At 39.3% G+C, this 23,912-nt stretch carries 26 protein-coding genes and 1 riboswitch; of the genes, 19 read left to right on the forward strand and 7 right to left on the reverse strand.

What is annotated here, in order from left to right:
- Positions 1-60: 60 nt before the first annotated feature.
- Positions 61-1,638 (reverse strand): hypothetical protein, encoded by a 1,578-nt coding sequence (locus ACFW35_RS00695; protein WP_379843039.1) that lies wholly within the window; start codon positions 1,636-1,638, stop codon positions 61-63.
- 436 nt (positions 1,639-2,074) lie between these two features.
- Positions 2,075-2,174, forward strand: a riboswitch (cyclic di-GMP riboswitch).
- Between the two features lie 85 nt (positions 2,175-2,259).
- Between ACFW35_RS00695 and ACFW35_RS00700 the strand changes: the two genes are divergently transcribed.
- The 13 genes from ACFW35_RS00700 to ACFW35_RS00760 all read left to right on the forward strand — a co-directional run bounded on the left by ACFW35_RS00700 (position 2,260) and on the right by ACFW35_RS00760 (position 14,567).
- Positions 2,260-2,655, forward strand: a complete 396-nt coding sequence (locus tag ACFW35_RS00700) for a DUF192 domain-containing protein (protein ID WP_379843041.1) — start codon at positions 2,260-2,262, stop codon at positions 2,653-2,655.
- Entirely contained in the window at positions 2,627-2,821 is a 195-nt protein-coding gene (locus tag ACFW35_RS00705) for a Flp family type IVb pilin (protein WP_130292912.1), read from the forward strand. Before ACFW35_RS00700 ends, ACFW35_RS00705 begins: the two co-directional genes overlap by 29 nt.
- Before the next feature lie 141 nt (positions 2,822-2,962).
- A complete protein-coding gene (locus ACFW35_RS00710) occupies positions 2,963-3,478 on the forward strand; it encodes an A24 family peptidase (RefSeq protein ID WP_379843043.1) in 516 nt (171 codons plus the stop codon).
- On the forward strand, positions 3,478-3,858 hold the full coding sequence (locus ACFW35_RS00715; RefSeq protein ID WP_226536906.1) for a TadE/TadG family type IV pilus assembly protein: 381 nt from the start codon (positions 3,478-3,480) through the stop codon (positions 3,856-3,858). Before ACFW35_RS00710 ends, ACFW35_RS00715 begins: the two co-directional genes overlap by 1 nt.
- A gap of 11 nt (positions 3,859-3,869) precedes the next feature.
- A complete protein-coding gene (locus ACFW35_RS00720) occupies positions 3,870-4,775 on the forward strand; it encodes a TadE/TadG family type IV pilus assembly protein (RefSeq protein WP_379843045.1) in 906 nt (301 codons plus the stop codon).
- 8 nt (positions 4,776-4,783) lie between these two features.
- Complete coding sequence (gene cpaB / locus ACFW35_RS00725; RefSeq protein WP_379843046.1) at positions 4,784-5,443, forward strand: Flp pilus assembly protein CpaB; 660 nt, start codon at positions 4,784-4,786, stop codon at positions 5,441-5,443.
- A 38-nt stretch (positions 5,444-5,481) separates the two neighbouring features.
- Positions 5,482-6,330, forward strand: coding sequence for an AAA family ATPase (locus tag ACFW35_RS00730; protein WP_379843048.1), 849 nt, complete (start codon positions 5,482-5,484; stop codon positions 6,328-6,330).
- Between the two features lie 12 nt (positions 6,331-6,342).
- A complete protein-coding gene (locus ACFW35_RS00735; RefSeq protein WP_379843050.1) occupies positions 6,343-7,770 on the forward strand; it encodes a CpaF family protein in 1,428 nt (475 codons plus the stop codon).
- On the forward strand, positions 7,770-8,732 hold the full coding sequence (locus ACFW35_RS00740; protein WP_379843052.1) for a type II secretion system F family protein: 963 nt from the start codon (positions 7,770-7,772) through the stop codon (positions 8,730-8,732). The genes ACFW35_RS00735 and ACFW35_RS00740 overlap by 1 nt, the downstream gene beginning before the upstream one ends.
- A 4-nt stretch (positions 8,733-8,736) precedes the next feature.
- Positions 8,737-9,675: a type II secretion system F family protein gene (locus ACFW35_RS00745; RefSeq protein WP_379843053.1), complete on the forward strand. Its 939-nt coding sequence runs from the start codon at positions 8,737-8,739 to the stop codon at positions 9,673-9,675.
- A gap of 173 nt (positions 9,676-9,848) precedes the next feature.
- Positions 9,849-12,239: an immune inhibitor A domain-containing protein gene (locus tag ACFW35_RS00750; protein ID WP_379843055.1), complete on the forward strand. Its 2,391-nt coding sequence runs from the start codon at positions 9,849-9,851 to the stop codon at positions 12,237-12,239.
- 184 nt (positions 12,240-12,423) lie between these two features.
- Positions 12,424-14,004, forward strand: coding sequence for a bifunctional metallophosphatase/5'-nucleotidase (locus ACFW35_RS00755; protein WP_379843057.1), 1,581 nt, complete (start codon positions 12,424-12,426; stop codon positions 14,002-14,004).
- Between the two features lie 17 nt (positions 14,005-14,021).
- Positions 14,022-14,567 carry a hypothetical protein gene (locus ACFW35_RS00760; protein WP_379843059.1) on the forward strand — a complete coding sequence of 182 codons (546 nt, stop codon included), beginning with the start codon at positions 14,022-14,024 and terminating at the stop codon, positions 14,565-14,567.
- A 54-nt stretch (positions 14,568-14,621) separates the two neighbouring features.
- On the opposite strand, the gene ACFW35_RS00765 is transcribed toward ACFW35_RS00760, so the two are convergent.
- Both ACFW35_RS00765 and ACFW35_RS00770 read right to left on the reverse strand, forming a co-directional pair.
- On the reverse strand, positions 14,622-15,266 hold the full coding sequence (locus tag ACFW35_RS00765) for a sortase (RefSeq protein WP_379843061.1): 645 nt from the start codon (positions 15,264-15,266) through the stop codon (positions 14,622-14,624).
- Positions 15,263-16,735, reverse strand: coding sequence for a hypothetical protein (locus ACFW35_RS00770; protein ID WP_379843062.1), 1,473 nt, complete (start codon positions 16,733-16,735; stop codon positions 15,263-15,265). Before ACFW35_RS00770 ends, ACFW35_RS00765 begins: the two co-directional genes overlap by 4 nt.
- Before the next feature lie 135 nt (positions 16,736-16,870).
- Between ACFW35_RS00770 and ACFW35_RS00775 the strand changes: the two genes are divergently transcribed.
- The 4 genes from ACFW35_RS00775 to ACFW35_RS00790 all read left to right on the forward strand — a co-directional run bounded on the left by ACFW35_RS00775 (position 16,871) and on the right by ACFW35_RS00790 (position 18,818).
- Complete coding sequence (locus ACFW35_RS00775) at positions 16,871-17,245, forward strand: SLAP domain-containing protein (RefSeq protein ID WP_379843064.1); 375 nt, start codon at positions 16,871-16,873, stop codon at positions 17,243-17,245.
- Positions 17,246-17,258: 13 nt separating this feature from the next.
- The gene (locus ACFW35_RS00780; RefSeq protein WP_379843066.1) at positions 17,259-17,975 is read left to right on the forward strand and encodes a lysophospholipid acyltransferase family protein; all 717 of its coding nucleotides are present in this window, start codon (positions 17,259-17,261) and stop codon (positions 17,973-17,975) included.
- A 366-nt stretch (positions 17,976-18,341) separates the two neighbouring features.
- Complete coding sequence (locus ACFW35_RS00785; protein ID WP_379843067.1) at positions 18,342-18,566, forward strand: hypothetical protein; 225 nt, start codon at positions 18,342-18,344, stop codon at positions 18,564-18,566.
- Positions 18,567-18,818: a DNA-binding protein gene (locus tag ACFW35_RS00790; RefSeq protein ID WP_379843069.1), complete on the forward strand. Its 252-nt coding sequence runs from the start codon at positions 18,567-18,569 to the stop codon at positions 18,816-18,818.
- 70 nt (positions 18,819-18,888) lie between these two features.
- On the opposite strand, the gene ACFW35_RS00795 is transcribed toward ACFW35_RS00790, so the two are convergent.
- Complete coding sequence (locus tag ACFW35_RS00795) at positions 18,889-19,386, reverse strand: YajQ family cyclic di-GMP-binding protein (RefSeq protein ID WP_066244549.1); 498 nt, start codon at positions 19,384-19,386, stop codon at positions 18,889-18,891.
- A 174-nt stretch (positions 19,387-19,560) separates the two neighbouring features.
- On the opposite strand from ACFW35_RS00795, the gene ACFW35_RS00800 reads away from it, so the two are divergent.
- Positions 19,561-20,358, forward strand: a complete 798-nt coding sequence (locus ACFW35_RS00800) for an alpha/beta fold hydrolase (protein WP_379843071.1) — start codon at positions 19,561-19,563, stop codon at positions 20,356-20,358.
- A gap of 231 nt (positions 20,359-20,589) precedes the next feature.
- On the opposite strand, the gene ACFW35_RS00805 is transcribed toward ACFW35_RS00800, so the two are convergent.
- On the reverse strand, positions 20,590-21,804 hold the full coding sequence (locus tag ACFW35_RS00805; protein ID WP_379843072.1) for an NAD(P)/FAD-dependent oxidoreductase: 1,215 nt from the start codon (positions 21,802-21,804) through the stop codon (positions 20,590-20,592).
- Positions 21,805-21,905: 101 nt separating this feature from the next.
- On the opposite strand from ACFW35_RS00805, the gene ACFW35_RS00810 reads away from it, so the two are divergent.
- Entirely contained in the window at positions 21,906-22,439 is a 534-nt protein-coding gene (locus ACFW35_RS00810) for a hypothetical protein (protein ID WP_379843074.1), read from the forward strand.
- 53 nt (positions 22,440-22,492) lie between these two features.
- Here ACFW35_RS00810 and ACFW35_RS00815 read toward each other — a convergent pair whose 3' ends face one another.
- Positions 22,493-22,843 (reverse strand): general stress protein, encoded by a 351-nt coding sequence (locus ACFW35_RS00815; RefSeq protein ID WP_379843075.1) that lies wholly within the window; start codon positions 22,841-22,843, stop codon positions 22,493-22,495.
- 175 nt (positions 22,844-23,018) lie between these two features.
- The gene (locus ACFW35_RS00820; protein ID WP_379843077.1) at positions 23,019-23,576 is read right to left on the reverse strand and encodes a beta-class carbonic anhydrase; all 558 of its coding nucleotides are present in this window, start codon (positions 23,574-23,576) and stop codon (positions 23,019-23,021) included.
- Positions 23,577-23,912 lie beyond the last annotated feature (336 nt).

Consider the following 23,912-nt stretch of genomic DNA (forward strand, 5'->3'; position numbering starts at 1 on the left):
GAGTCCTGCAGCGGAAATTAACCTCTTACAAAAGCAACAAAGTTTGCCACAACAGCCTTTTTAATATACGTACGTTCCAACGATAAACAACTGGAATAAAACAGTAATTCCGATAAAGTAAGAAACTTGGGCGAAAAGACCCCAATCCTTATTTTTAACCGCTTGCATGACATACAGTGCTACGATCGAAACGATAATCGGAACGACAAGTGAACTGCCATCAAAGGTTAAATATTCAGGTGCAAGTGTATAGAATCGATTATTAAACAATGATTGAATCACATAGAGCTGTGTAAGAACAAAGAGCGCAATCGATACCCATTTCACCCACGGTTTTTCTTCTTCAATCACATCAATTCGAACAATATACAGAACACCTAAAAATAAAATGGTCGGCACAATCCAAACAAATGCATTGGTCATCGCAATAAACGAAACAATTGAAGCGGCGAAAGCGTCAAATGTTGCATTGTACACATCTTGCTTACTTATGGATTGGCTATTCTTTATAATTGCAGGATCCTGGCTTGCTGCGTGAACTTGATAATCCTGAACAGACTCAGCTTTTAACCAGAAGACAGTTTGATCATCTGCTTTTACAGGGTAGATTGAGAAATCGTTAGTCGTACTTATACGAGTTGCTTCCCAAGTATCATTCTTTAACGAAGCTCTATAAATATTACCCGCATCTTTTTTAGTGGATATCGCACCTCTAGCAGAGAAAAGAATTGTTGGTGCATTGTCTTCTATGTTCAAATTCAGGTAAGTTGGATTTTCAATCTCGTAACCTTCAGATACGTCTTTAAAATTAACGCTTGCAAATGATAGATCTTTTAATTGGTTCATAGGTGCTGAACTGTAAAAGGTTTTAAATGATTTCGTACCTTGCTTTGATGAATAAAAAGTATAAAGAATATGAACGTCATCACCAGCTTCAGCAAATCTGAAGTTGTAAATTTTATCAGTTGGCGTTTTGCTGTACTTAAGGATTGAGATCGGTTCATATTGTCCGCTTTTTTCAGTTAAATAGAATGCTTCCATTTCAACTTTTTCACCGACAACGGCAATAAAAGAAGCAGATTCTGGATTTGCTGTTAACTCAGCAACTTTTTCTTTAGCTGAAAAAATTAATTTGCTTTTACCGCTCTCAGGTTCATACGCATAAACTTCATTCCCTTTCGTATAGGCAAATCGGTCCTTTGTATCGGTTAAGAATTCAACGCCTTTATCTAATACACTTTGCTTTCCGCCTTCTTGAATGATTAGATCGCCCTGCGATACGAAAGCGATCTGCTTGCCATTCGTCCAAAAGTTGCCTCTCTCATCAATCGGCAGCTTTTCAGTTTTCTCTGAAACAACATTCAGCTCCTCATCCAAAATGGTAGCATTAATACCATCTTTAAGATGTGTGTAGATATGATATTGATTGTCTTCCTTAAATGTAATCGGTTCTGAGCTTATGGATTCAGCCGATATACTGACAGATCGGCTCCAGTCCTTATTTGGAAGTTTAGTCTCCTGGCGGATGTTGTTCCAAACCACCAATCCTACCAAAAGCAGAACAATTGCAAGAGGAAGAAGATAAGCTTTGCGATTCGAATGATTCTTTTTCTTTTTTACTTTCGAATCTACGTTCATGGTAATGCCCCCTTTTTTCTATAAAAGAACAAGATTATTAGTATTCGATATATAGACGGATATTCCTGTAAAAATTATTCATTTTTTAACGGAGAATAGATATTACGTATTGATTGATGCAGGTTAAATAGTCCTAATTGTGTTTAGTAAACTGGAAAAGAGACATTCCGGGTATATTGACCCATTAATATTTTCTGAATATTAAGTAATTACTAGTTTTTGCTTTTATTATGAAACTATTAACTGAATTTGAATGGAAGATTTTGCGGTTACTTGGACCTATACTGAAAAAATCTTAATATGTTTAAATAACTAAAACTTGCAATATAAAAATAAGCAACAGGTCTGATTTCCTATAACAGGTAATAAAGATAGAATTTGGTTATAAGTCAGATTCATCGACACATCTTGATAAAATCCAACAAAGCACGCTGAATCTCGATAAAGGCAAAGCTGGTGAAAACCAGTGACGCAAAACTACAGGGGCTAAGGTGTACGAACTATTCGATCGTACATTATGCCAGCCAGTTACCGAAAGAGCCCGGGGTGTTTTTCATTTGCCTATAAACCCCATTTTTCGGTAAAAAAGTAAAAATATACATAAATGGAGGTGAGAGAAACTTGCTGCTTAACCTGGAAACGGGTGAATTGCTGGCAAGAGAAGTGAAGCCGGCATACCGTTTTTCCAAACGATTAAAAGGGCTCATGTTTACGAAAGAGCTTTCAACTGAGAGTGCAATGCATATTAAACCTTGCCATTCTATCCATACTTTTTTTATGAATTATGCAATCGATGTACTTTATTTAGACAGTGAAAAGCGAATTGTGGCAATGGATGAAGACCTACCCCCAAAACGGTTCGGAAAATTGTACAAACATGCTGAATCTGTCATTGAACTTCCGTCTGGAACGATCGCCAAAAGCCAGACCAAAGTGGGACACAAACTATTTATTGAAACCAAAAACAAATTCTTAGGAGGAACTAATCATGAAAAACAAATTAATGGGTCTTATTAAAGAAGAACAAGGACAAGGAATGACGGAATATGGTTTAGTATTAGGCTTGATAGCAGTTGCGGCTGTTGGAGCGCTAGCAATGTTACGTACAGAAATCGTGGAAATGTTTACTACTGCAAAAGATATGGTTGTAAACCGTGAATCTGGTGGTACAACAACCCCTTAATACAAAGGCACCACAGGGCCTTACGTTACTCAACGTAAGGTCTTTTTTAAACAAACAGTCTAACTTGGCGGTCAGATGACACGTGTCCTGGCTGCCAAGTTTTAGGTTTATTGAAGACTTTCTAATTAGAAGGTGATAACAATGTGGTTCGATGCCATTTTAATTTTCGTATTAATCATCTGTGTCGTAACAGATTTAAAAAGCCGCAAAATCTATAACAACGTCATTTTCCCTGCGCTTATGATCGGCGTTTTTTCTCATATAATCGCATCTGGATGGACCGGGTTGTTTTTTTCGTTAAAAGGGTTCTTTCTAGGTCTTGGATTGCTGCTCATTCCTTATCTTTTAGGAGGTATGGGTGCAGGGGATGTGAAGCTGCTTGCTTTAATCGGTGCCTTAAAGGGTTCTTTGTTTGTTTTTTATACAGCGATCTACATGGGTTTGATTGGCGGCGTTATTGCTCTCGGGATCTTGTTATTTAGAAGGGGATTTATAAAAAGAATAAAAGGCATCCTCTATTCAATGGGTTGCTGGAAATTCGGCATTAGAATTCCTGTTTTTATAGAAAAAGATGCTTTGACCCAAACCTACCCGTACGGCCTTGCCATTGCCGGCGGAGCAGCTGTATGTCTCGCAATGAAGGGAGTCCTTTTATGATGAAAAACGAAAAGGGGCAATCTCTTGTTGAAATGGCACTTGTTCTCCCGCTGCTGCTGTTGCTCATTGTAGGTATTTTTGATTTTGGGAAGCTGTTCTACACATATATGCAGATGCATCTTGCCACACAAGAAACAGTCAGGCTTGGAGGCCTTGGTAAAGAGGATGAAGAGATCCGTGCATTTGCACGAGATTATGTGCAGATAAAAGATCCCTCTCTTCTTCAGATTGGAATCACGCCGGACTCTTCAACAAGAGAATCAGGCCAGTATGTGACCGTTACTTTGTCGTACCCGCACAAATTTATTACACCTGGTATGGGAAAATTGTTTGGAGAAACGATACCTGTTGAAACGGAATCTACTATTCGGGTGGAGTGAGGTGAATAAAGATGAGGCGTCTTATAAAAAAGGAAGAAGGCAATACAATCATACTTGTTGCCTTTAGTCTTGTAGCGCTCATAGCAATGACAGGACTCATTATTGATGGCGGAAAGCTGTTTTTAACGAAAACCCATCTGCAAAAAACAGCTAATGCTGCGGTTCTTTCTGGTGCTCAGGAGCTAACAAATGAGGAGGAATCGGTTCGCACGATTGTTCATGAAACCCTTGATAAACATAGTGAGAATCATAGTTTGGAAGATATGAAGATTCAAATGGAAGACAAAGTGAGCGTAGATCTATCAAGAGAAGTTCCATTGACTTTTTCACAGCTTTTTGGTTTTGATACGGCACCAGTAAACGTACATGCTGCAGCAGAGCTTGGAACGATGGGGAAAGCCGCGGGCGTCGCGCCGCTTGGGATCGATGAAAGTTTAGGTTTGGAATTCAACAAAGAATATTCGCTGAAAGTGGATCAGACTGGTGTTGAAGCCGGAAACTTCGGAGTTCTTGCGCTTGGCGGAACCGGTGCTGCAACTTATGAAGATAATCTATTAAAAGGATACCAAAACGAACTTGAAGTGGGAGATGTTTTAGAAACACAAACAGGTAATATTGCCGGTAAAACACGGGCAGTCATTCAAGAACGAATCAATAGCTGTCCATATCCAGAAGGGGAAACACACCATCGGGATTGTTCCAGAATTATATTGATTCCTGTATATGAAAGGCTTGAAACAAATGGCAACCAGTTAAAAGAGGTGAAAATCACAGGATTCGCTTACTTTTACATAACGAAACCGATGGATTCAAAAGATACTTCAATTACTGGCATGTTTATTAAACGCGCAGGAACTGGTTTTGTTAAGCCAGTTGATGTGAATAAAGGTGCATTTAGCATAAGACTAACAGAGTAGGTGAAGACATGAGGGCAAAACTCATTTTAGGAACGGCAATCTTTATGGGACTTATTACAACTTTTTTATTTTATAACTATATGGGTGATTACAATGCGGCAACCGTTCTTTCTGAAAACACGGTTAAAGTCGTTACGGCTAAACGGGATATTAAGCAAAACGAAAAAATCACAGCGAATATGCTGACTATTGAAAACGTTCCAGAAGCTTCTGTGCATCCAGATTCAGTTAAGAGAATTGAATCAATAGAAAATCACTATGCAACAACAAAAATGGCTGAAGGCGAGGTTTTCTTAACTCATAATGCCCGTACAACGACAGAAGAATCACTGCGTATCAGCAGAAAGGTAAAAGAACAATTCCGGGCTGTATCTGTCGGTGTTAATTTCGTACAGTCGGTTTCAAACTTAATTGAACCAGAGGATTATGTGGATGTTTTTGCTTCTATAAAAAAGGGCGATCAGATGGAAACAAAGATGATTATGGAGAATGTGCGAGTTCTTGCAATCGGCAGAAAAATGATTGAACCGACTGAAGGTGAACCGTATGTGGAATATACTTCAGCCACGTTAGAGATGTTTCCGCAAGACGTTTTGAACATTGTAAATGCAGAGGAAAACGGAAACATTCATCTTGCCGTTCGAAGCAAATTAAAGAGAACAAAATAATAGATTTAAAGAATATGCGGAAAAAGGGGTAGGCAAGCATGGACAGCCAACTGGGAGAACAAAGAGAAGTGAAAAGACAGGTACGGGGCGAGATGATTGCAGTATGCAGTGCAAAGGGAGGGATCGGCCGCACCGTTATGACCGTTAACCTTGCTGTTGCACTGTGTAAAAAAAATATACAGATCGGTGTTGTGGATGCAGACTTTCAATTTGGCGATGTAAGTTTAGCACTGGACCTTCAGACCACTTTTACGATTAAAGATGTTGTTGAAGGAATACAGCAGATGGATCAGCATTCTTTGCTGAGTTATTTGAATCGTCACGAATCTGGAATAAAGGTTCTTGCTGCCCCAGAAAGACCGGAGCATGCAGATTTAATTGGTGAAGACGCTGTCAGCAAGGTTCTCGACTTATTATTAATGGAGCACCACTATGTTTTAACTGACACTGGTGTAGGTTTGCCTGAGCGAAACTTACCGATCATTGAAAAAGCTGATCAAATTCTGCTTCTTACAAATCTTGAGATGGCGACGCTGAAAAATACAAAATTAATGCTGGAAACGTTCGATATGCTCGGTTTAAAAGACAAAGTTCAGGTCGTTGTAAACCGTGCAACAATGGAAAGCGTCATTAATGCGTCAGACGTAGCGGATATCTTAGGCATAGAAAACCCTATCTTTATCCCGAACGACTGGCAGGTAGCTACGCAATCTTTAAATATTGGAATTCCCTTTGTTGTGAATCAAGGAAAGACAGATATTGCGAAGGCCGTTTTTAAAATGGCTGAACAGATTTCAACTAGACGAGAAATCACTTTAATACCGGCTGAATCTAAAGCAAGCAGTATATTAACAAAACTATTCCGTAAATCAAAAGTTAAAAGTTAAGGAGAGGGACACATGAGTTTATTAGAAAAAATCCAAGCCAAAAATCCAGGTGGAGCCTCTCCGCAAGAAGAAGAGCCTGCTGAACAGCAAGCTGCTGCTAAAAAGGATTTGCTGTCAACCTTTCGCCAGCCAAAAAAACCAGATGTGAAAGGGAACGATAAATCCTCTGAACGTATGGAAAAAGTAACGAAGCATCAGCAGCTTAAAAATCTTCTGCATAAACAAATTTTAGATGAACTAAAAGATATTTCGGTAGAAGAGATTATTCCGAAACTAGATGGCATGGCCATTGATTTTATAAAAGATGATGAAACATTCAGAGGTGCAGTAGACCGCAAAAAGGTTATCGATGAATTAATTAATGACCTGACAGGGTTTGGTCCGATCAATCCGCTGCTGCTTGATGAAAACGTAACGGAAGTCATGGTAAATGGGCCGAATCAGGTATATGCAGAGCAAAAAGGAAAGCTCATTTTAACGCCTATTCAATTTAGAGACGATGAACATGTCCTGAATGTAATTGAAAAAATTTGTGCGCCAATCGGCAGAAGAATTGATGAAAGCAGTCCGATGGTTGATGCTCGTCTGCCCGATGGTTCGCGTGTAAATGCTATTATTCCGCCACTGTCTTTGATTGGTCCTACAATAACTATCCGTAAGTTTTCTAAAGACCCTTATACGATTGAGAACTTAATAGACTTTGGGACAGTTACGAGGGAAATGGCAGTATTTATTGAAGCCTGTGTAAAGGCCCATTTGAACATTTTTGTCAGCGGAGGAACAGGATCAGGAAAAACGACAACATTAAATGTACTTTCATCTTTTATTCCAGGTGATGAACGTATTATTACTATTGAAGATGCAGCAGAATTACAGCTCTGGCAGGAGCATGTTATATCGCTGGAATCACGGCCGCCAAATATAGAAGGCAAAGGTGCTATTACAATCCGCGATTTAGTTCGAAACTCTTTGCGTATGCGTCCAGACCGCATTGTGATCGGGGAGGTGCGAGGCGGTGAAGCGCTTGATATGCTGCAGGCAATGAATACAGGTCATGACGGGTCACTTGCAACGGGTCACTCTAACTCGCCAAGAGATATGATCGCCAGACTTGAAACGATGGTTTTGCTCGGCGGTGTTGATCTGCCTGTTAAAGCGATACGCGAGCAAATCGCAGGAGCTGTTGATGTCATTATTCAGCAGGCACGCCTTAAAGATGGTACGCGAAGAATCACGCACATAACCGAAGTGCAAGGACTTGAGGGTGATGTGATCGTCCTTCAGGATATTTTTGAATATAAGCAAGAAGGCGTTGATGAAAACGGAAAGATCATAGGACGTTTAGTGCCTACTGGTGTGAGGCCTAAATTCTTTGAGCGCCTTGAACAATCTGGTATTCACATTCCGCCAAGTGTCTTTATGGAAGGGGACTGGCAGTAATGATCTATTTATTCCTTCTTCTAATTTTACTGACTGCCTTTTTGTTCTTTTATGGACTGTTAAAGCTGATTTTTATGTCAAATAAGCGGTTAGAGCGCCGCATGAAGCATTTTTTAGAATTGAAAAGCGGAAAAAAGCCTAAGACTTCTAACTTCAATGCTTTTGTTCAAGTTCAAATGTATAAGCAGAAAGTAAGAGATGAAGTTCTTTCAAAGGAAAAAAATAAAAAGCTTTCAGTCATGCTTGAGCAATCTGGAATTCCATTAAAGCCTGAGGAGTATGTGCTCTTCCAATGGATCTTGATCGCACTTTTAGCGATGCTTTTTTTACTGATCACAAATTCTTTCTTTCTCTTAATAATTGGAGCGATAATCGGTTTTATAACACCAGGAATGTGGGTTAAGAAAAAGAAGAAACAACGAATTAAACAATTTAATGAAGGTTTGCCGGATTTAATCACAACAGTTGTGGGATCTTTGCGAGCAGGGTTCAGCTTTCCACAAGCGCTAATGACAGTCGTTGAAGAAGCGCAGTCTCCTGTAAAAGAGGAAATGGAAAGAGTACTGAAAGAAATGCAGTATGGAAGCACGATTGAAGAAGCGTTAAATGAATTAAAAGTACGTATGCCTAGCGAAGACCTTGACCTTATGATTCAAGCGATCATTATTCAGCGGACGGTTGGGGGTAACCTTGCGACAGTTCTGGATAAGATTGTAGAAACCATTCGGGACCGCACAAAAATACAGCGGCAGATTACAACATTAACGGCACAAGGGAAACTATCAGGAATTATAATCGGACTTTTGCCGCTTATTCTTGCGATTCTTTTATATATGATTGAACCCGATTATATTGGAACACTGTTTGAAAACGTGATTGGCTGGGTGATGATTGCATGTGGTTCAATCTCAGGGCTCATTGGCTTTATTTTAATCCGGAAAATTACAACGATCGAGGTGTAGACGGATGATGTATTTTACTTTTTTTATAACCATTACGTTAACAGCCTACACGGTATATGTTTGGACGAGTGAAAAAAGACAGTTTGTAGAAAGACGGCTTTCAACTGCGTTAGGGAAAAATGGGCAAAAAAGCAATCTTGAAACAGCGGCTGCCTTAGAAGGGACTGTTTCTTTTGCGGATCGATTTATTATGCCGTTATGGAAAGATTTTAAAAGAAGTTTTAAACGAAAAATGCCAGGTGAAAAAGAAGCAAAGATAGAAAAATTGCTGAATCAAGCTGGACATCCATTTGGAATGACACCTGTAGACTATCGCATACTGCAGATCGCATTGTTTGTATTCTTTCCGATTGGATCTGTACTTTACAGCCAGCTATTAAACGTTTCGTTTGGGGCTGGGTTGTTATTTTTCTTGATAGGGTTTGGAATCGCTGCCTTTTTACCTGGTTTCTATTTAAAACAAAAAATAAAAACGAGAAATTATTTGGCATTGCGTGAGCTTCCAGATGTATTGGACCTTTTAACAGTAAGTCTTGAAGCGGGATTAGGCTTTGATGGAGCACTAAGTAAGTTAGTCTCTAAAAAAGATGGCGTATTGACAGGAGAATTTCATCGCTGTCTAGAAGAAATGAGGCTCGGAAAAACGAGAAGAGAATCATTGGGTAAAATCCGTGAACGGCTTAGCGTTGATGAAGTGAATTATTTTATCAGTGCTATTTTACAGGCGGAAAAACTAGGGATCGGAATGGTTCAAGTACTGAGAGTACAGTCTGCTGAGGTGAGAGACAGAAGAAAGCAGAGGGCAGAGGAAGCTGCGATGAAAGCACCTGTAAAGATGCTTTTTCCACTCGTTCTTTTTATTTTTCCTAGTCTATTCATCGTTTTGCTGGGACCAGCGATAATTGATTTTGTGCAGACCTTTACGGAAATGAATAAAAAGTAGTGTTAATTTTATTAAATTAAAACTATGTAACTACAAAAGAACCTATTAATAGTAAAATAAGACTAGTATAAATGACAAAAATAGTTAAAATTCCTCACATTTAATGGAAAACGTTTATGTTAAAATTAAAAAGTCGCAAAAATGCGAAAATTCTGTTAGGGGGAATGTAAGGGATGAAACGAGTTCTTACTAGTTTTGCGGCAGCTTCGGTTCTCGCGGGTACTTTTCTTTGGACAAGCCCAGCATCAGTAGATCCGGTTGCAGCTAAAAAACACAATGAAGACGTGGCACCAGTTGACCTAGGGATAGTCAATCAGGACCGCTTAATCAAGTCATTGACAGAGCGTGGTGTCATCAAAGCGGGGTTAACTCCACAACAGCAAGAGGCAGAACTAAATAAATATTTGAAAAAACGTGCAGGGGGCAGTTCTGTTCACCTTCATGAGAAGCATGATGTTGAAGAAACAGCTAAGTTCTTAAAAGCAGAAATGAAGTCTACAACTGACAGCGGTTCTACGACAACTTCTCCTGGAAAAGGTGGTAAGAAATCTAGTACTGCTACTGTGTCATCCTTAGATAGCGCACAAGCTGAAACATACAGTGGTGATGTACGCAAAGACCAAGTTTTAGTTTTATTAATTGACTATAATGACTATAAAGAAGGAAGCATTTCACCTTCCGAAACGGATTTCCATTATCCGAAATATACGCAGCAGCACTATCGCGATATGATTTTCGGAGATAATGGCTATACAGGTCCAAACGGTAAGAACATGGTTTCTATGAAACAGTTCTACCTTCAGCAATCAGGCGGTTCTTATACGATTGATGGAGATGTTTACGGTTGGTATACAGCAAAGAATCCTGCAGCTTACTACGGTGGAAACAACGCTTCTGACAATGACTCTAGACCTCGTAATCTAGTAGCAGAAGCTTTAGCAGCAGCTGCAGCTAATGGTGTTGATCTAACACTATATGATAAAGAAGATATTTACGACCTTGACGGTGACGGAAACAAGCGCGAGCCGGATGGACTTGTTGACCACTTAATGGTTGTTCACGCCGGTGTAGGTGAAGAAGCAGGTGGTGGAAGCTTAGGTGCTGACGCAATCTGGTCTCACCGTTGGAATCTCGGCGGTGTCTACAAGATTCCTGGTTCAACTGCAACAGTTCCATACTGGGGCGGAGCGATGGGTGCATATGATTACACCATTGAGCCGGAAGATGGAGCAACTGGAGTATTCGCGCATGAATTCGGTCACGATCTGAACTATCCGGATGAGTATGATACTATGTACTCAACTCCTCATGGTGAGCCGGTTTCTTATTGGTCGATCATGTCTAGCGGAAGCTGGGCTGGTGAGATTCCAGGAACTGAACCGACTGGATTCAGCCCGCTTGCAAAAGAATTCTATCAATCTACTATCGGTGGAAAATGGTTGCAGGGCAAGACTGTAAATGCGAGCTCTTTAGGCAAAAACGGTGTTACAGTTACACTTGATCAAGCATCTACAAAAGGTACAAATGAAGATGCGGTTCGTATCAACTTACCAGATCAAGTAAATCAAATTACGACACCTGCATCTGGCTCTTACGCATATTATGGTGGAAGAGGCGATGAAATTGATCATAAGATGGTAACAAACATCGATCTAACAGGCGCAACATCTGCAAAGTTAGATTATGACGCTTGGTATAAGATTGAATCAAACTGGGATTATGCGATGGTTCAGGTTTCTACTGATAACGGAGCAACATGGAAATCCCTATCTACACCTAACACAAATAGTAATCTAGTAGTTGACGGATACCCTGCTATTAAAGAAAATCTTCCTGGTTATACAGGACACTCAAATGGATGGATTCACGAATCTATTGATTTAAGCGAATATGCTGGACAAAACATTCAGCTGCAATTTCGCTACATGACGGATTGGGGCAGCAATGAAGATGGCTTCTTCGTTGATAATGTAAAAGTAACAAAAAATGGAGCAACTGCATTTGAAGATGGAGCTGAAGGATCACCTAAGTTTGCTTTAGACCATTTTGAAAAGCACGAAGGCAAAGAGTTAAAGACTCATTACTATTTAGTAGAATGGCGTAACCATGATGGTGTGGACAATGGTCTTGCTCACTTAAAGCGCGGTAGCTCTATCATGTCTTATGACCCTGGTATGGTTATCTGGTATGTGAACAATGCCTTTGACAACAACTGGGTTGGCTCACATCCTGGTAAAGGGTTTGTCGGTGTCGTTGACGCTCATCAAAACGTTCACCATTGGGGTGGAAATGCAGCAACTGGTGATTTGGCAAGCACGCGCTACCAAATCTATGATGCGACATTCAGTAAAGTGAAGGGTGCTGCACTTGATGTGGATTATGGACAAGGAAATCACATGTATCAAGCAGCAAAAGCGCCGGTATCATTGTTTGATGATACTGCAAACTATTGGAGTCCATCTAGCCCGTACTCTGGTTTAAAGCTTCCTTCTTACGGATTAAAGATTGAAGTATTAGAAGAAGCTGCAGATCGCAGTACTGCAAAAATTAAAATTTCTAAGTAATCGTAAAAGCCTAAGTAATCCATATGGATGCTTAGGCTTTTTTTGTAGAATAATGATTATTCCCGCGGAAATAATGTCGAATCCTCTGAACGATTTTACAAAAAAATGAGAAAACGAGTTTCTGCATAATATAGGTTAAATAGTATAATACGAGTACTAGGATCATAGAGGGAAGGTAGATGTTTTGGAAGAAACCATCCATATATACGTAACGAGTGATATACATGGAAACGTACTCCCATTAACTTATGGAAACAACGAAAAAGCAGAGTTGGGGCTTGCTAAGGCTGCTGCTCTCATTAAAGAGGAAATGAAAAAGAGGGATAACTGTTTGTTAATTGATAACGGTGATCTCATTCAAGGAACTCCGCTTACCTATCATTATGCGAGGATGGGGACAGAATCTATTAATCCCATGGCGCTTTTATTAAACGAGCTTGAGTTTGATGCAGCTGTGATCGGAAACCATGAATTTAACTACGGACTTCCTCTTTTACAGAAAACAGTAAATGAATCGAATTTTCCATGGCTGGCTGCAAATATTGTATTGGAGGAGTCATGTGAACCTATTTTTGGGCAGCCTTATCTCATAAAAAATTTTAGAAGCGGCTGTAAAATAGCTGTCCTTGGTCTTACGACGCAACATATACCGAATTGGGAGAACCCTGAACATATAAAAGGCATAGCCTTTCTTGATGCCGTCGAAACGGCAAAAAAATGGATTCCGGTCTTAAAAGAAAAGGCAGATATTGTGATTGTTTCCTATCATGGAGGATTTGAAAGAGACATAGAATCTGGCGAACCAACGGAGACGTTGACAGGGGAAAATCAAGGTTACCAGTTATGTATGGAGGTCGAGGGTATCGATGTCCTTTTAACGGGTCATCAGCACCGTTTGATAGAAAACAAAGAAATAAATGGTGTGACGGTTATTCAGCCAGGTACACAAGGAACTTCGGTAGGTCATGTAGAAGTAACAGTTAGAAATAATAACGGGTCTTGGGAAGTGGTTAGTAAAAAATCTAATCTTCTTTCTGCAAAAGGCTATGATCCTGATCAGACTGTACTTAACTTAATTACTCCATACGAAGAAAAAGCTCAGGAATGGCTGGATCAGCCGATCGGCGTTATTGAGGGAGATATGGAGATAACTGATCCGATGGAAACGAGATTAAAAGACACTCCTTTAATCGAGTTTATTAATAAAGTGCAGTTGGATGCTGCGGGTACAGAGATTTCGAGCACTGCATTGTTTGATAACCGGTCAAAAGGGTTCTCTTCCCTTGTGACGATGCGCGATATCGTTTCGAATTACATTTATCCAAATACGTTAAAAGTCGTTGAGATTACAGGCAGTGATATGAGAGAGGCTTTGGAGAGATCGGCTTCTTATTTTGTGTTAAATGAGGATGGTACAGTAGGTGTTAATCCTGCATTTTCTGTTCCGAAACCGCAGCATTACAATTATGACATGTGGGAAGGCATCCGATATACGATCGATCTATCCAAACCATTCGGACATAGAATCACTGAATTGACTTTTAAAGGTGATGAGGTAGATGATCACGCAGTGTATCAAGTAGTAATGAATAACTACCGTGCAGGCGGTGGAGGAGACTACCATATGTTCAAAGGAAAGCGTGTTGTAAAGGATATTCCAATTGATGTTTCGGAACTGATGGCTAACTATCTGCTAAAAAGAGGTACAATACAGGCATCGTGTGATCATAACTGGAGAGTCAAAGTACCATCTTCCAAAAAATAAAGGAATGGGTGGGGCGGTTGAGTAAGCAGAAGCTTTTTGTTTATCTGGTTATCATTGTCTTCCTGGCTGGTTGTTCAAGCAGTGCACAAGGTACTTTAAATGACAAAAACTTAAAACTGCAGGACCATATAAAAGGTGCTTACCCAAGATATTATGAACATGTCTCAAAAGAAGAGGCGCAAAAGGCTCTTCCGTTTGATTTAGAACTGCCTGATAAGCTGCCGTTCAAAGTGGCTTTATCTACTTTTCAGATTTCAGATTGGGGAGAAAAAAGAAACATACTGCTCGATTCTGTTTTTTATCCAAGACAGGAAGGAAAGAATGTCTATTTAGCCTACCGGATCTCTAACTTTCTTCCGAATGCAGAAAAACTGGAAACGAACGAAAAGGTAAAGCTTGAGAACGGAATAAAAGCTTATTTTTCTGGAAGTTCAGACTTGCCGATTTTAGCATGGGAAGAGGACGGCCTGTATCATAAAATGGAATATTTAAAAGAAGAAGAGACAGACAGTAAGAAAGCAAAATCAAATTTGCTGAAAGCTGCGAGTTCTATATATGAATAAAAAAGAATGCTGGCTCAAATCGTGGTAAACACGGTTATGAGCCAGCTTTTTCTATTAATTAATACGTTCAGCTCTAACGATAAGACGAAACTCATCAGAATAAAGAGGTTCACACGTTATTAATGTAATCTCTTCTTCTTTTTTAGCATCTAAGACAGAAAGGTTGTCTGGCTTCACGACTATTTTTTCATATACTCTGTACAGAATCGTTCCAGTAGTGGTTTCTACTTTTACCGTATCGCCTTTATCCAACTCATTTAAACGATGAAAGAACTGCCCGTATGTGTGAGAGCGATGTCCGGCCATGACGGTATTTCCTTTTTCGCCAGGAAAAGATGTTGTTGTCATCCATCCAATCGCATTCTGGAGGTCTTTTTGAGTAACACCAGGAACCATCATGGATTCTAAATCTATTTTAGGAATCGACATTTTCCCTATAACGCCTTTTTCCATCGCTTTTTTCTTAGATGATTCAGATGTGCTTGGATTATTTTCATTTTTAGTTTCAGGTGCTTTAGCAGCTTTAACGAAAGGAAGAGTAAAAGGATTATCATAAGATGTGTTTAGGTCATTCCATTCCTTTTCAAGTGCCTGTTGTTCGCTGCTGGTCTGCCACCCTGTTATTACCGGAAGAATAAGGAGAGCGATGCCGAGAAGAAAGACCGCAATTCCTCCGCGTTTTAACTTCTTTTTATTCATGCCTGCATCCGTGCTGCTTTAACATACAGGCCGATTCCTAATAGTACAAAAAGTGATCCGAGCATGGACCAAGTTAACTGGCTGAAAGGACTTCCTGTCTTAGGAAGGGTGTTCCCTGACCCGCCTGAAGCATTTGTTGGCTTCTCAACTGTAATAACCTCAGCCGTATCAGTGTCAGTCGAAGTCATGCCTTTAACGGTTGTTGAGAGTGTTGCGGTAACACCATTTGAGCCTGCTGTCACGATGTCAGTCGATAGATCACTAGCAGAACCTGTGTACGTTCCTGTTAAGCTTATATGAAGATTTGACATTCCTGCGTTTAAAGAAGGGATGATGATCCAGATTACACCTTTTGTATCCATTTCAATTTTTGCGCCTTCTAATCCAGAAACTTTAAGGTCTTCAATTTTAACCGATTTAGGAAGAAGCAAGCGCAGTTTATACGTTTTTGCAGCTACAGTGTTTTTGTTGTCGATGTTCAGTTTATAATCTAAGAAAAGCTTACCTTTTTTCATTTCAGCCATAAAATCGCCTTTTGCCATAATCTTAGTCCAGTCGAACTCAGGCATATCTTTTAAAGTGAGCGTAAGCGGTGTAAGAGACACATCAGTCATTCCATCCATTCCAATCATTAGAGGAAGATGAAGCTTGTCCCATCCTTGCATTTTCTTCATGTTAAAGTGGAGGACAATATTTGAATCCCCTTTTACCATCTTAGGGAGATAAATAATGGCATAGCCATCTTTGATCGTTACCGTAGCACCATCAATGCCAGTAACCATTGCATCTTGGATATCAATTCCTTCAGGCAGCTTTAATTTCAGCATCACTTTTTCCATCATTATGCTGTTTGAGTTATGCATCATCAGCATCAGCCTTACTTTTACATCATCTTTAAACCATTCCACGACTTTCGCTTCAGGTTTAATTGTTACTTTGTGAAGATCAATAATGGTTTCTTCTTCATCATTTTCTAATGGAAGCAAGAAGAATTTCACATCAAAGGTTAAAATCTCATCCTTTTCCATATCAGGAAGCGTTAGTTTAATACCTGTTGTAGTATCATAGTTTGCAATGATATCTTCTTTGTTGCGATTTTTGTTAGTTTCAGTTATCAGTACTTCAGGAGGGTATGTAGTATCTAGCTGTGTTCCAGGGGGATAAGGGATGTTTACCGTTAAATTGCTCAATGTATCCATCGTTTTATTTTCAAGCTTAAACTTGTATACGGGACGCATTTTATTTTCTGCATCTGGTACATTTCCGTTTAAATGGATGGAGCCGCTTAATTTACGCATAGAATCACTTACGGTAAAATCAGAAAATGCAGTCACATCTGAGTCGATTTCTAGAAGGTTAACAGGCAATGTCTGAGTTTGCGCTTTTGAGGATTCATTTCCTGCAGCCATGGCACTCATAGGAGCCAGCATGACACATACTACAAGTAAAGAAAAAAACCATTTTTTCAAATAATTCACATCCCTTTCTAATTTTGGTTATTTGTGCACAAGGAAGATATACCCAAGAAAATTGTCAGAATAACCTCTTTTTATGAAAAAACGAATAAAAATTTATGATAAGATGAATCGAAAGGGTGATAAACCATGCAAAAATTGGTATTTGAATCCGCGTGGGACAGGACTTTAGCACAAAAAGACAGACATGAGATTGAGCGTGTATTTTCTGAATTTGTTGTGGAAAGAAAAGTAGGGCAGCAGGCTGTTAATTTAAAGACTGCATTTAATCATAAGCGAGAATTTTTGGTGACGGTTTTATTAAACAATTATTCTAAAGTTCCGATGTCACTTTTAGGCAAGAAGATTGTATATAAAGAGGGAGATCAGATTTTAGGGGAGTTCAAATCAGTTTATAAATTGGAGGTTCCTGCTGAAACCAGTATGCCTTGGACGTTTATATTTCCAGTGGGAAGTTTGATAGATACACCTAATGGTGATTCTGGTGAGTTAATAATTAGTTGAAGGATGAGAAGTTTTGAGAACGATTATTTGGTTTGTTTATTTTTGGACGATATTAATAAAGTTAATACCTGCACTAAATCGCGTCAAAAACCTGCAGAAATCTGGAAAGATTCAAGAACGTGATGAATTAGCTGATAAAAAAGCGAAAGAATGGGCGCGTTCTTTAGTAAAGCTGACTGGATCAAAAATAACGGTAAGCGGGGAAGAAAATATTCCGAAAGATACGGCAGTGCTTTTTGTAAGTAATCATCAAGGGAATTTTGATATTCCTCTCTTACTGGGATATATACATAAGCCAAAAGCTTTTATATCCAAGATAGAAGTGAAAAAAATGCCTTTTATCGGAACGTGGATGGAGCAGCTGAACTGTCTATTCATGGACCGTAAGAATGTGCGCCAGTCTGTAAAAGCGATTAATGAAGGTGCACGATTGCTTCAAAACGGTACATCTTTGGTTATTTTCCCTGAAGGGACAAGAAGCAAAGGGGATGACATGTCTGAATTTAAAGCCGGCAGTTTTAAGCTGGCTACTAAATCGGGTGTGCCAATTATTCCTGTTACAATCAATGGTTCTTATAAAATTATGGAGCAGCAGGGATTTTGGATAAAGCCGGCTAACGTGCATATTGAGGTTCATCCACCAATCTATCCGCAGCAGCAGGAAGCCAAGGACTTGGCTAGGTTATCGGAACAAATCATTAAAGAAGGCGTAAAAAAGGCGGTTTCTTAAAATCAAAATACTGTTTTCGTAAATATTGTTGCTTTTGAAAGTGGTTGATTTCCGCTCCAGGATGCTCGCTTTCCGCGGGGCGGGCGGTGAGCCTCCCTATCGCTTCGCAAGACGGGGTCTCACCTTTCCCGCTAATCCCGCAGGACAAGGAAGGCTTCGGAAGCCTTACATCGCACGAAGAAAATGTGATTTTCATTTTCGAGGAGTCTCGCACCTTGCGCTCCAATCAACTTGTCAATGAAGAGAGGTAACAATAAAGCAACAGTCTTTATAAAACAGCCAAAATAAATAAATGTTTGTCTATACGAGCCCTTTTCATTTTTGGTATTATTGGAACATAAGGTAAAAATTTCTAGGAGGAATACTATGACGGGGACAATTTCAGTCATTATGATATTCTCAATTCCAATTATCGCAATCGTATTGGGGCACTTTCAATCACAGACCAAACTGAAGCACAAGATGCTAAAAGATGAGCTTGAACTTGAAAGACTGAAGCACGATAACTATGTGATCGAAACGCAAAAGATGAGACTGGAGCTTGAACAGATGAAACTTTTAGATTCCAGCGACAAGAAAGAGTCCGTATAAATGGAGATCAGTTTGCTTTGGATTGGATTAGGGCTGGCAGCTTTCGGTTATTTTATTGGGGATGGATTAAAGAATTTTAAGAATCCAGGCAACAGCTTTTCAGAATATCCGGTGCTCATTAAAGAAAAAGATTTGCACAATTATGTGGGATTAACGTTTGATGAAGTAGAAGAGCTTCTTCAAAAGTATCCTGATATACCTAAAATCGAACTAAAAGGTACGAGATACTTATCAATATCATCATTTTTATGAGTGGCTCTCAACAAAAGAAAATTTCAAACAAAAAGCTTGAGGAGAATAAATTCCTCAAGCTTTTTTATATTTATCTGTAGTTAATGAACTGCACATCAATCGGCAAGTTTGCTTCTCTTACAAGTGCAATGATCTGCTGAAGATCGTCTCTGCTCTTTGCTGTTACACGAACTTGGTCATCTTGTACTTGGCTCTTAACTTTTAAACCGGAATTTTTAATTAACGTGTTGATTTTCTTTGCATTGTCTTTATCAATGCCTGTAACAAGTTTTGCACGCTGGCGAACGGTTCCGCCTGAAGCTTGTTCGATTTTGCTGTAATCCAGGTTTTTTGTTGGAACACCGCGTTTAATAAGCTTTGTAATGAGTACATCTTTAAGCTGTTCGAGCTTGTATTCATCATCAGAAACTAAAACTAATTCTTCACTTGATTTATCAAGCGTGATTTCACTCTTGCTGCCTTTAAAATCATAGCGTGTTGTGATTTCTTTTGTTGCAATATTAATGGCGTTGTCTACTTCGGATAAATCAACTTGTGAAACAATATCAAATGAACTTTCTTTAGCCATTTTGAAACCTCCTGACCTCACTATCGTTAATATACCTATAGTATAAAGAGAAATACGTCATGTTTCCAGTTTGTACACATTCTTTTGCCCAGATGGGGGTACAAAACATGTATAGTATGGTAAAATGAAGGCTGGAATTTTTCATCGACGTTTAACCAATAGGAGGAGTACTTAGTGCTTCATTACAAGACTTATACACACGAAAAAAATCATCAATGGGTGATTTTTGTCCATGGAGCAGGGGGCAGTTCATCCATTTGGTATAAACAGTTAAGAGAATTCAAACAACACTTTAATATTTTGCTTGTCGATCTAAGAGGTCACGGCAAATCTCAATCTGAGAAATTTTTATTAAAAAAATACTCTTTTAAAGAAGTAAGCCTTGATGTGCTCGAAGTCATGGATCATTTGAAGATCCAAAAAGCGCATTTTGTTGGTATTTCACTTGGTACGATTCTGATTCAGACTTTAGCTGAGTTGAAACCGGAACGAGTTGCGTCTATGACACTTGGCGGAGCTGTAACGAAAATGAATTTCCGTTCACAGTTTTTGATTGCAATGGGGAATTTATGCAAATCTTTTATTCCTTACATGTGGCTTTATAGCTTATTTGCATGGGTGATCATGCCAAAGAAAAGGCACGAAGCATCGCGTTCGCTGTTTATAGGTGAAGCGAAAAAGCTTTGCCAGAAAGAATTTAAGCGCTGGTTCAAGCTAACACTAAAAATTAATCCGTTTTTGCAAAAGTTAACGAAAAAAGAAATGCCAATTCCTACACTTTACATCATGGGTGAGGAAGATTATATGTTTTTGCCGCCGATTCAGGCATTTATCGATAAAAAGAAACATTCAAAGCTATTAACGATTAGAGATTGTGGACATGTCTGCAACGTCGATCAGCCTGAAATCTTTAATAAGAAATCAATTGATTTTATTAAAAAACAAATTGCAGCAGCACCGACTGCTTCATAATTTAGGGAAAGCCAGCTATGTACAGCTGGCTTTTTCTTTATGATGAGGATCAAAACTACATCATAATCACATAAAAATTCGAGGTACATCACATAAAAAGGATCAACATCACATAAATATAGCTCTTCATCACATAAAAAAGTGAGTTGAACACATAATTATCCATTTAATGGTACTTATGTACAACTGAAAAAAACACTTCCCCTAAAAAAGTAAGAAGTGTCTTGAAAATTACAAGCTTACGGCCCGTGCAATCGTAAACAGTCTTGATGCAGGGTGGAAGCCTTTTGTGATTAGATCTTTGATTATTTCAGCACCTAGCATACTGTATACTGTTCCATTTCCGCCAAATCCTAAACAATAATATTCGCCTAGGCGGTTAGGGTGTTCACCAATATAGGGGAGTCCGTCATGAGATTCACCAAATGTTGCGCACCAGGAATGTGAGATTTTGGGTGACAGATCTGGAAAGTGTTCCATGATCTTTTGCCTGATTCGCTCTCCGCGCTCTTCAATCAATCCGTCATTTAATGGTGCTTCTGCGTGATCCTCATCTAAGCCTCCCGCAATGATCCTTCCATCTTTTGTTGTACGCATATACAAGTAGGGACGCTTCGTTTCCCAGATCAGCCATTCTTTGTACCACGTCTTTAATGAGGGCAGGGGTTCCGTTGCAATCGCATAGGAACGGTTAAGGTCAGCACCTAGCTGCTGTGCGAGAAAATCATTTTCATATCCCGTTGCAAAAATGATATGTCTTGCTTGAATCGTTCCATTTTCAGATTCACATGTAAATCCGTGGACTGTTTTTGTTTTTCGCATGAGAGGCGTTTCCTCAAAAATTCTTACTCCAGCGGCTTCAGCATCTTTTAACATGATCTGGACAAATTTATATGGGTTAACATCAGCGTCACCGCTCGTTACCAGTGCAGCTGGTTTTGAAAAAGGAAAACGTGAGGAAACCTCTTGAGGTTCTAGATATTCTACAGGGAAATCAAATTTCTTTAAAGCTTCGTATTCGCGGACTAGCTTTGAGGCATCTTCAGCCGTGCTGGCGTAATAGAGGCTTTTTTGTTCTCTGAACTCAGGATCTTCTGATAAATTTTGTGCAATATTTTTTAAGTTTTCTAAAGCTTTTTGACAAAGCTGATAAAAATAAACCGCATCTTGCTCACCTTTTTGTTCAATAAGCTCGTGAAGCATTTTATCACTTGAGAACTGTAAGAGACCGGTGTTTGCAGACGAACTGCCATAGCCTGGCTTTCTCCTGTCAATGACGACAACGTCGAGATCGGTCTCTTTGCCTAGCGTATAAGCACAGAGCGCTCCGGACATTCCTCCGCCTACAATCAGTACGTCGCACGTAATATTCTCTTCAAGTACTGGATATTGAACGTCATCTGTATATGTTGAAGGCCAAAACAGCTGGCCATTGTGTAAATTCATTTTTACTCCTCCTCGTCCTCTTTTCATTCCCGGGAAAACCAAAATAGAAACCGCATGAAAGGAAAAATTTTTCAATAGAATAGAAAACAGGAGGGATGCTCATGGTGTTTTTGCTATTTACAGGCATTTTAATCATTTTATTTATTTTGGCAGCGTTTCTTATTCCAGTTGGCTGGAGGGTAAAAGAAACTAGTGAAATGAACATATCTCATTTTGAGTTATATGAATCCTTATTGCATCTGAAAAATTGGCCGCGATGGCAGATGGATGAAAATGCAGCTATACCCTTTATGTATGTTGGACCAGAAAGGGGAGAAGGAGCTTCGCAATATTGGGAAATCGACGGCGTTCCGGCTAGTTTGAAAATCGGCCGCTGTGTCCCGGGAAAAAGTATTCATTATCAGATGCGGATTAATAAAGGCGAAACCATATTAATGTTTTGTATTTTCTTTTTTCAGAAGCAAGGTTCAACAACACTAACATGGATGTGCGAAGGGACCTCTATGAAAAATCCATTTGAACGGTATATTACTTTTTTCTATAAATGGAAGATGAGGCGAGAAATGAAAGCGGCTCTCTTTAGGCTGAAAAAGATATGTGAGCCACAATCAAAAGAGTTAAAGCAGCCAGCATAAGTGACTAAAAGAGCCGCCAAACCCAAATCGGGTTCAGCGACTCTTTCTTTTTCTTATGGCATGTTCGTTACCTTATCTTCATCTTTTACAATGAGTAAGATTTTACCCATGTCGAGTCTCTTCTCATATTGATCAGCCTCTACGTCAGATAACCCCATTTCGGTCATCTTCTTGCGCAGCTCATCGCCTCTGGACTCAAACACGTTGCTGAGCGCCGTGCCTAATCCTTCTTCTTTTAATCCGATTGTATTAACATCCGCATTATCTGCTAGATCACGGGTGTCGCCTTTTTCGTGTGACAGGACATAGAGATTGTCTTCATGAATACCTTTTGCTTTCAAATCACTTGCAGCAGCAATCAATTCTTGTTGTGAGTTAAATTCATGTACAATTGGTTTAACCATTTTTTATATCCTCTCCTTTAAACGAAGTTATAGTGTGTATTCACGCATTCAAGTGATTCTAAACGTAAAATTCGTTGTCAATAACAGGAGGATTTTACTATCTTTGAATAATGTTTCGTTATATTGTCTAGAAAATCAAAAGGCACCTCACTAGGAGGTACCTTCTTATATCTATTTAGTTATCTGCATCTACAATGTCGAGTCTGCCCGTGGAAGGATCGATGACGAGTCCATGCACTTTGATACCCTCTGGAAGCAGCGGGTGATTTCTTACTAACTCTACGCTGTTTTGCACTGATTCCTCTACACTGTCAAAGCCTTGCACCCACTTTTTAAGATCAAGGCCAGAATATTTCAAAGTATCGAGAGTTGTTTCTTCAACGCCTCGGTCTTTCATTTCGGCAATCAATGCATCTGCATTTACATTGCTCATCCCGCAGTCATAGTGGCCAATAACCATTACTTCCTCAGCTTTTAGTGCATAGATGGCAACAAGTATGCTTCTCATAATAGAGCCAAACGGATGAGAGATAACGGCTCCAGCTGATTTAATGATTTTCACATCTCCGTTTTTAATATTCATCGCGCTTGGCATTAATTCTGTAAGTCGTGTATCCATACAAGAGACGATGACGAGCCCCTTATCAGGAAATTTGGTAGTTTGAAAAGGTTCATATTCTTTGTTTTCAACAAATTTTTGATTGTACGCGATAATTTCGTTAAGTATGGACATGATTTTCCTCCTCGTTTCTACAGAAAATAGTTCACTATTAAAGTAATCGTATAGTGTGCGTCTTTTTCTATCATAATCAGCCTGAACTCGCTAACTTATTCAGGCTTATTAAAACTATTATACAAAAAAGGATGCTCAATCTGCTCTTTTTTGTATGAGAGGCAGTTTTTTTGTTGATAGAAACTTTGAAACAAAAGCACATTATGACAAACATTTTATCATAAGGTACGTATAATCGCAGTTAACACCACATAAATTGGTAAGTTCGAAGGGAGGAAGAAAAACAATTAGCTTGCCAGTTGGTTTTTAAATAGATCGGGGACTTATTATTCTAAT

It is taken from the genome of Fictibacillus sp. NPDC058756 (assembly GCF_042746035.1).
Classification (GTDB): domain Bacteria; phylum Bacillota; class Bacilli; order Bacillales; family Fictibacillaceae; genus Fictibacillus.

What these genes read in the sequence shown, in the direction of transcription:
- ACFW35_RS00695 (WP_379843039.1), bottom strand. Translation starts at nt 1,638, where the DNA reads ATGAACGTAGATTCGAAAGTAAAAAAGAAAAAGAATCATTCGAATCGC.
- ACFW35_RS00705 (WP_130292912.1), top strand. Translation starts at nt 2,627, where the DNA reads ATGAAAAACAAATTAATGGGTCTTATTAAAGAAGAACAAGGACAAGGA.
- ACFW35_RS00710 (WP_379843043.1), top strand. Translation starts at nt 2,963, where the DNA reads ATGTGGTTCGATGCCATTTTAATTTTCGTATTAATCATCTGTGTCGTA.
- ACFW35_RS00715 (WP_226536906.1), top strand. Translation starts at nt 3,478, where the DNA reads ATGAAAAACGAAAAGGGGCAATCTCTTGTTGAAATGGCACTTGTTCTC.
- ACFW35_RS00720 (WP_379843045.1), top strand. Translation starts at nt 3,870, where the DNA reads ATGAGGCGTCTTATAAAAAAGGAAGAAGGCAATACAATCATACTTGTT.
- cpaB (WP_379843046.1), top strand. Translation starts at nt 4,784, where the DNA reads ATGAGGGCAAAACTCATTTTAGGAACGGCAATCTTTATGGGACTTATT.
- ACFW35_RS00730 (WP_379843048.1), top strand. Translation starts at nt 5,482, where the DNA reads ATGGACAGCCAACTGGGAGAACAAAGAGAAGTGAAAAGACAGGTACGG.
- ACFW35_RS00735 (WP_379843050.1), top strand. Translation starts at nt 6,343, where the DNA reads ATGAGTTTATTAGAAAAAATCCAAGCCAAAAATCCAGGTGGAGCCTCT.
- ACFW35_RS00740 (WP_379843052.1), top strand. Translation starts at nt 7,770, where the DNA reads ATGATCTATTTATTCCTTCTTCTAATTTTACTGACTGCCTTTTTGTTC.
- ACFW35_RS00745 (WP_379843053.1), top strand. Translation starts at nt 8,737, where the DNA reads ATGATGTATTTTACTTTTTTTATAACCATTACGTTAACAGCCTACACG.
- ACFW35_RS00750 (WP_379843055.1), top strand. Translation starts at nt 9,849, where the DNA reads ATGAAACGAGTTCTTACTAGTTTTGCGGCAGCTTCGGTTCTCGCGGGT.
- ACFW35_RS00765 (WP_379843061.1), bottom strand. Translation starts at nt 15,266, where the DNA reads ATGAATAAAAAGAAGTTAAAACGCGGAGGAATTGCGGTCTTTCTTCTC.
- ACFW35_RS00775 (WP_379843064.1), top strand. Translation starts at nt 16,871, where the DNA reads ATGCAAAAATTGGTATTTGAATCCGCGTGGGACAGGACTTTAGCACAA.
- ACFW35_RS00785 (WP_379843067.1), top strand. Translation starts at nt 18,342, where the DNA reads ATGACGGGGACAATTTCAGTCATTATGATATTCTCAATTCCAATTATC.
- ACFW35_RS00790 (WP_379843069.1), top strand. Translation starts at nt 18,567, where the DNA reads ATGGAGATCAGTTTGCTTTGGATTGGATTAGGGCTGGCAGCTTTCGGT.
- ACFW35_RS00795 (WP_066244549.1), bottom strand. Translation starts at nt 19,386, where the DNA reads ATGGCTAAAGAAAGTTCATTTGATATTGTTTCACAAGTTGATTTATCC.
- ACFW35_RS00805 (WP_379843072.1), bottom strand. Translation starts at nt 21,804, where the DNA reads ATGAATTTACACAATGGCCAGCTGTTTTGGCCTTCAACATATACAGAT.
- ACFW35_RS00810 (WP_379843074.1), top strand. Translation starts at nt 21,906, where the DNA reads ATGGTGTTTTTGCTATTTACAGGCATTTTAATCATTTTATTTATTTTG.
- ACFW35_RS00815 (WP_379843075.1), bottom strand. Translation starts at nt 22,843, where the DNA reads ATGGTTAAACCAATTGTACATGAATTTAACTCACAACAAGAATTGATT.
- ACFW35_RS00820 (WP_379843077.1), bottom strand. Translation starts at nt 23,576, where the DNA reads ATGTCCATACTTAACGAAATTATCGCGTACAATCAAAAATTTGTTGAA.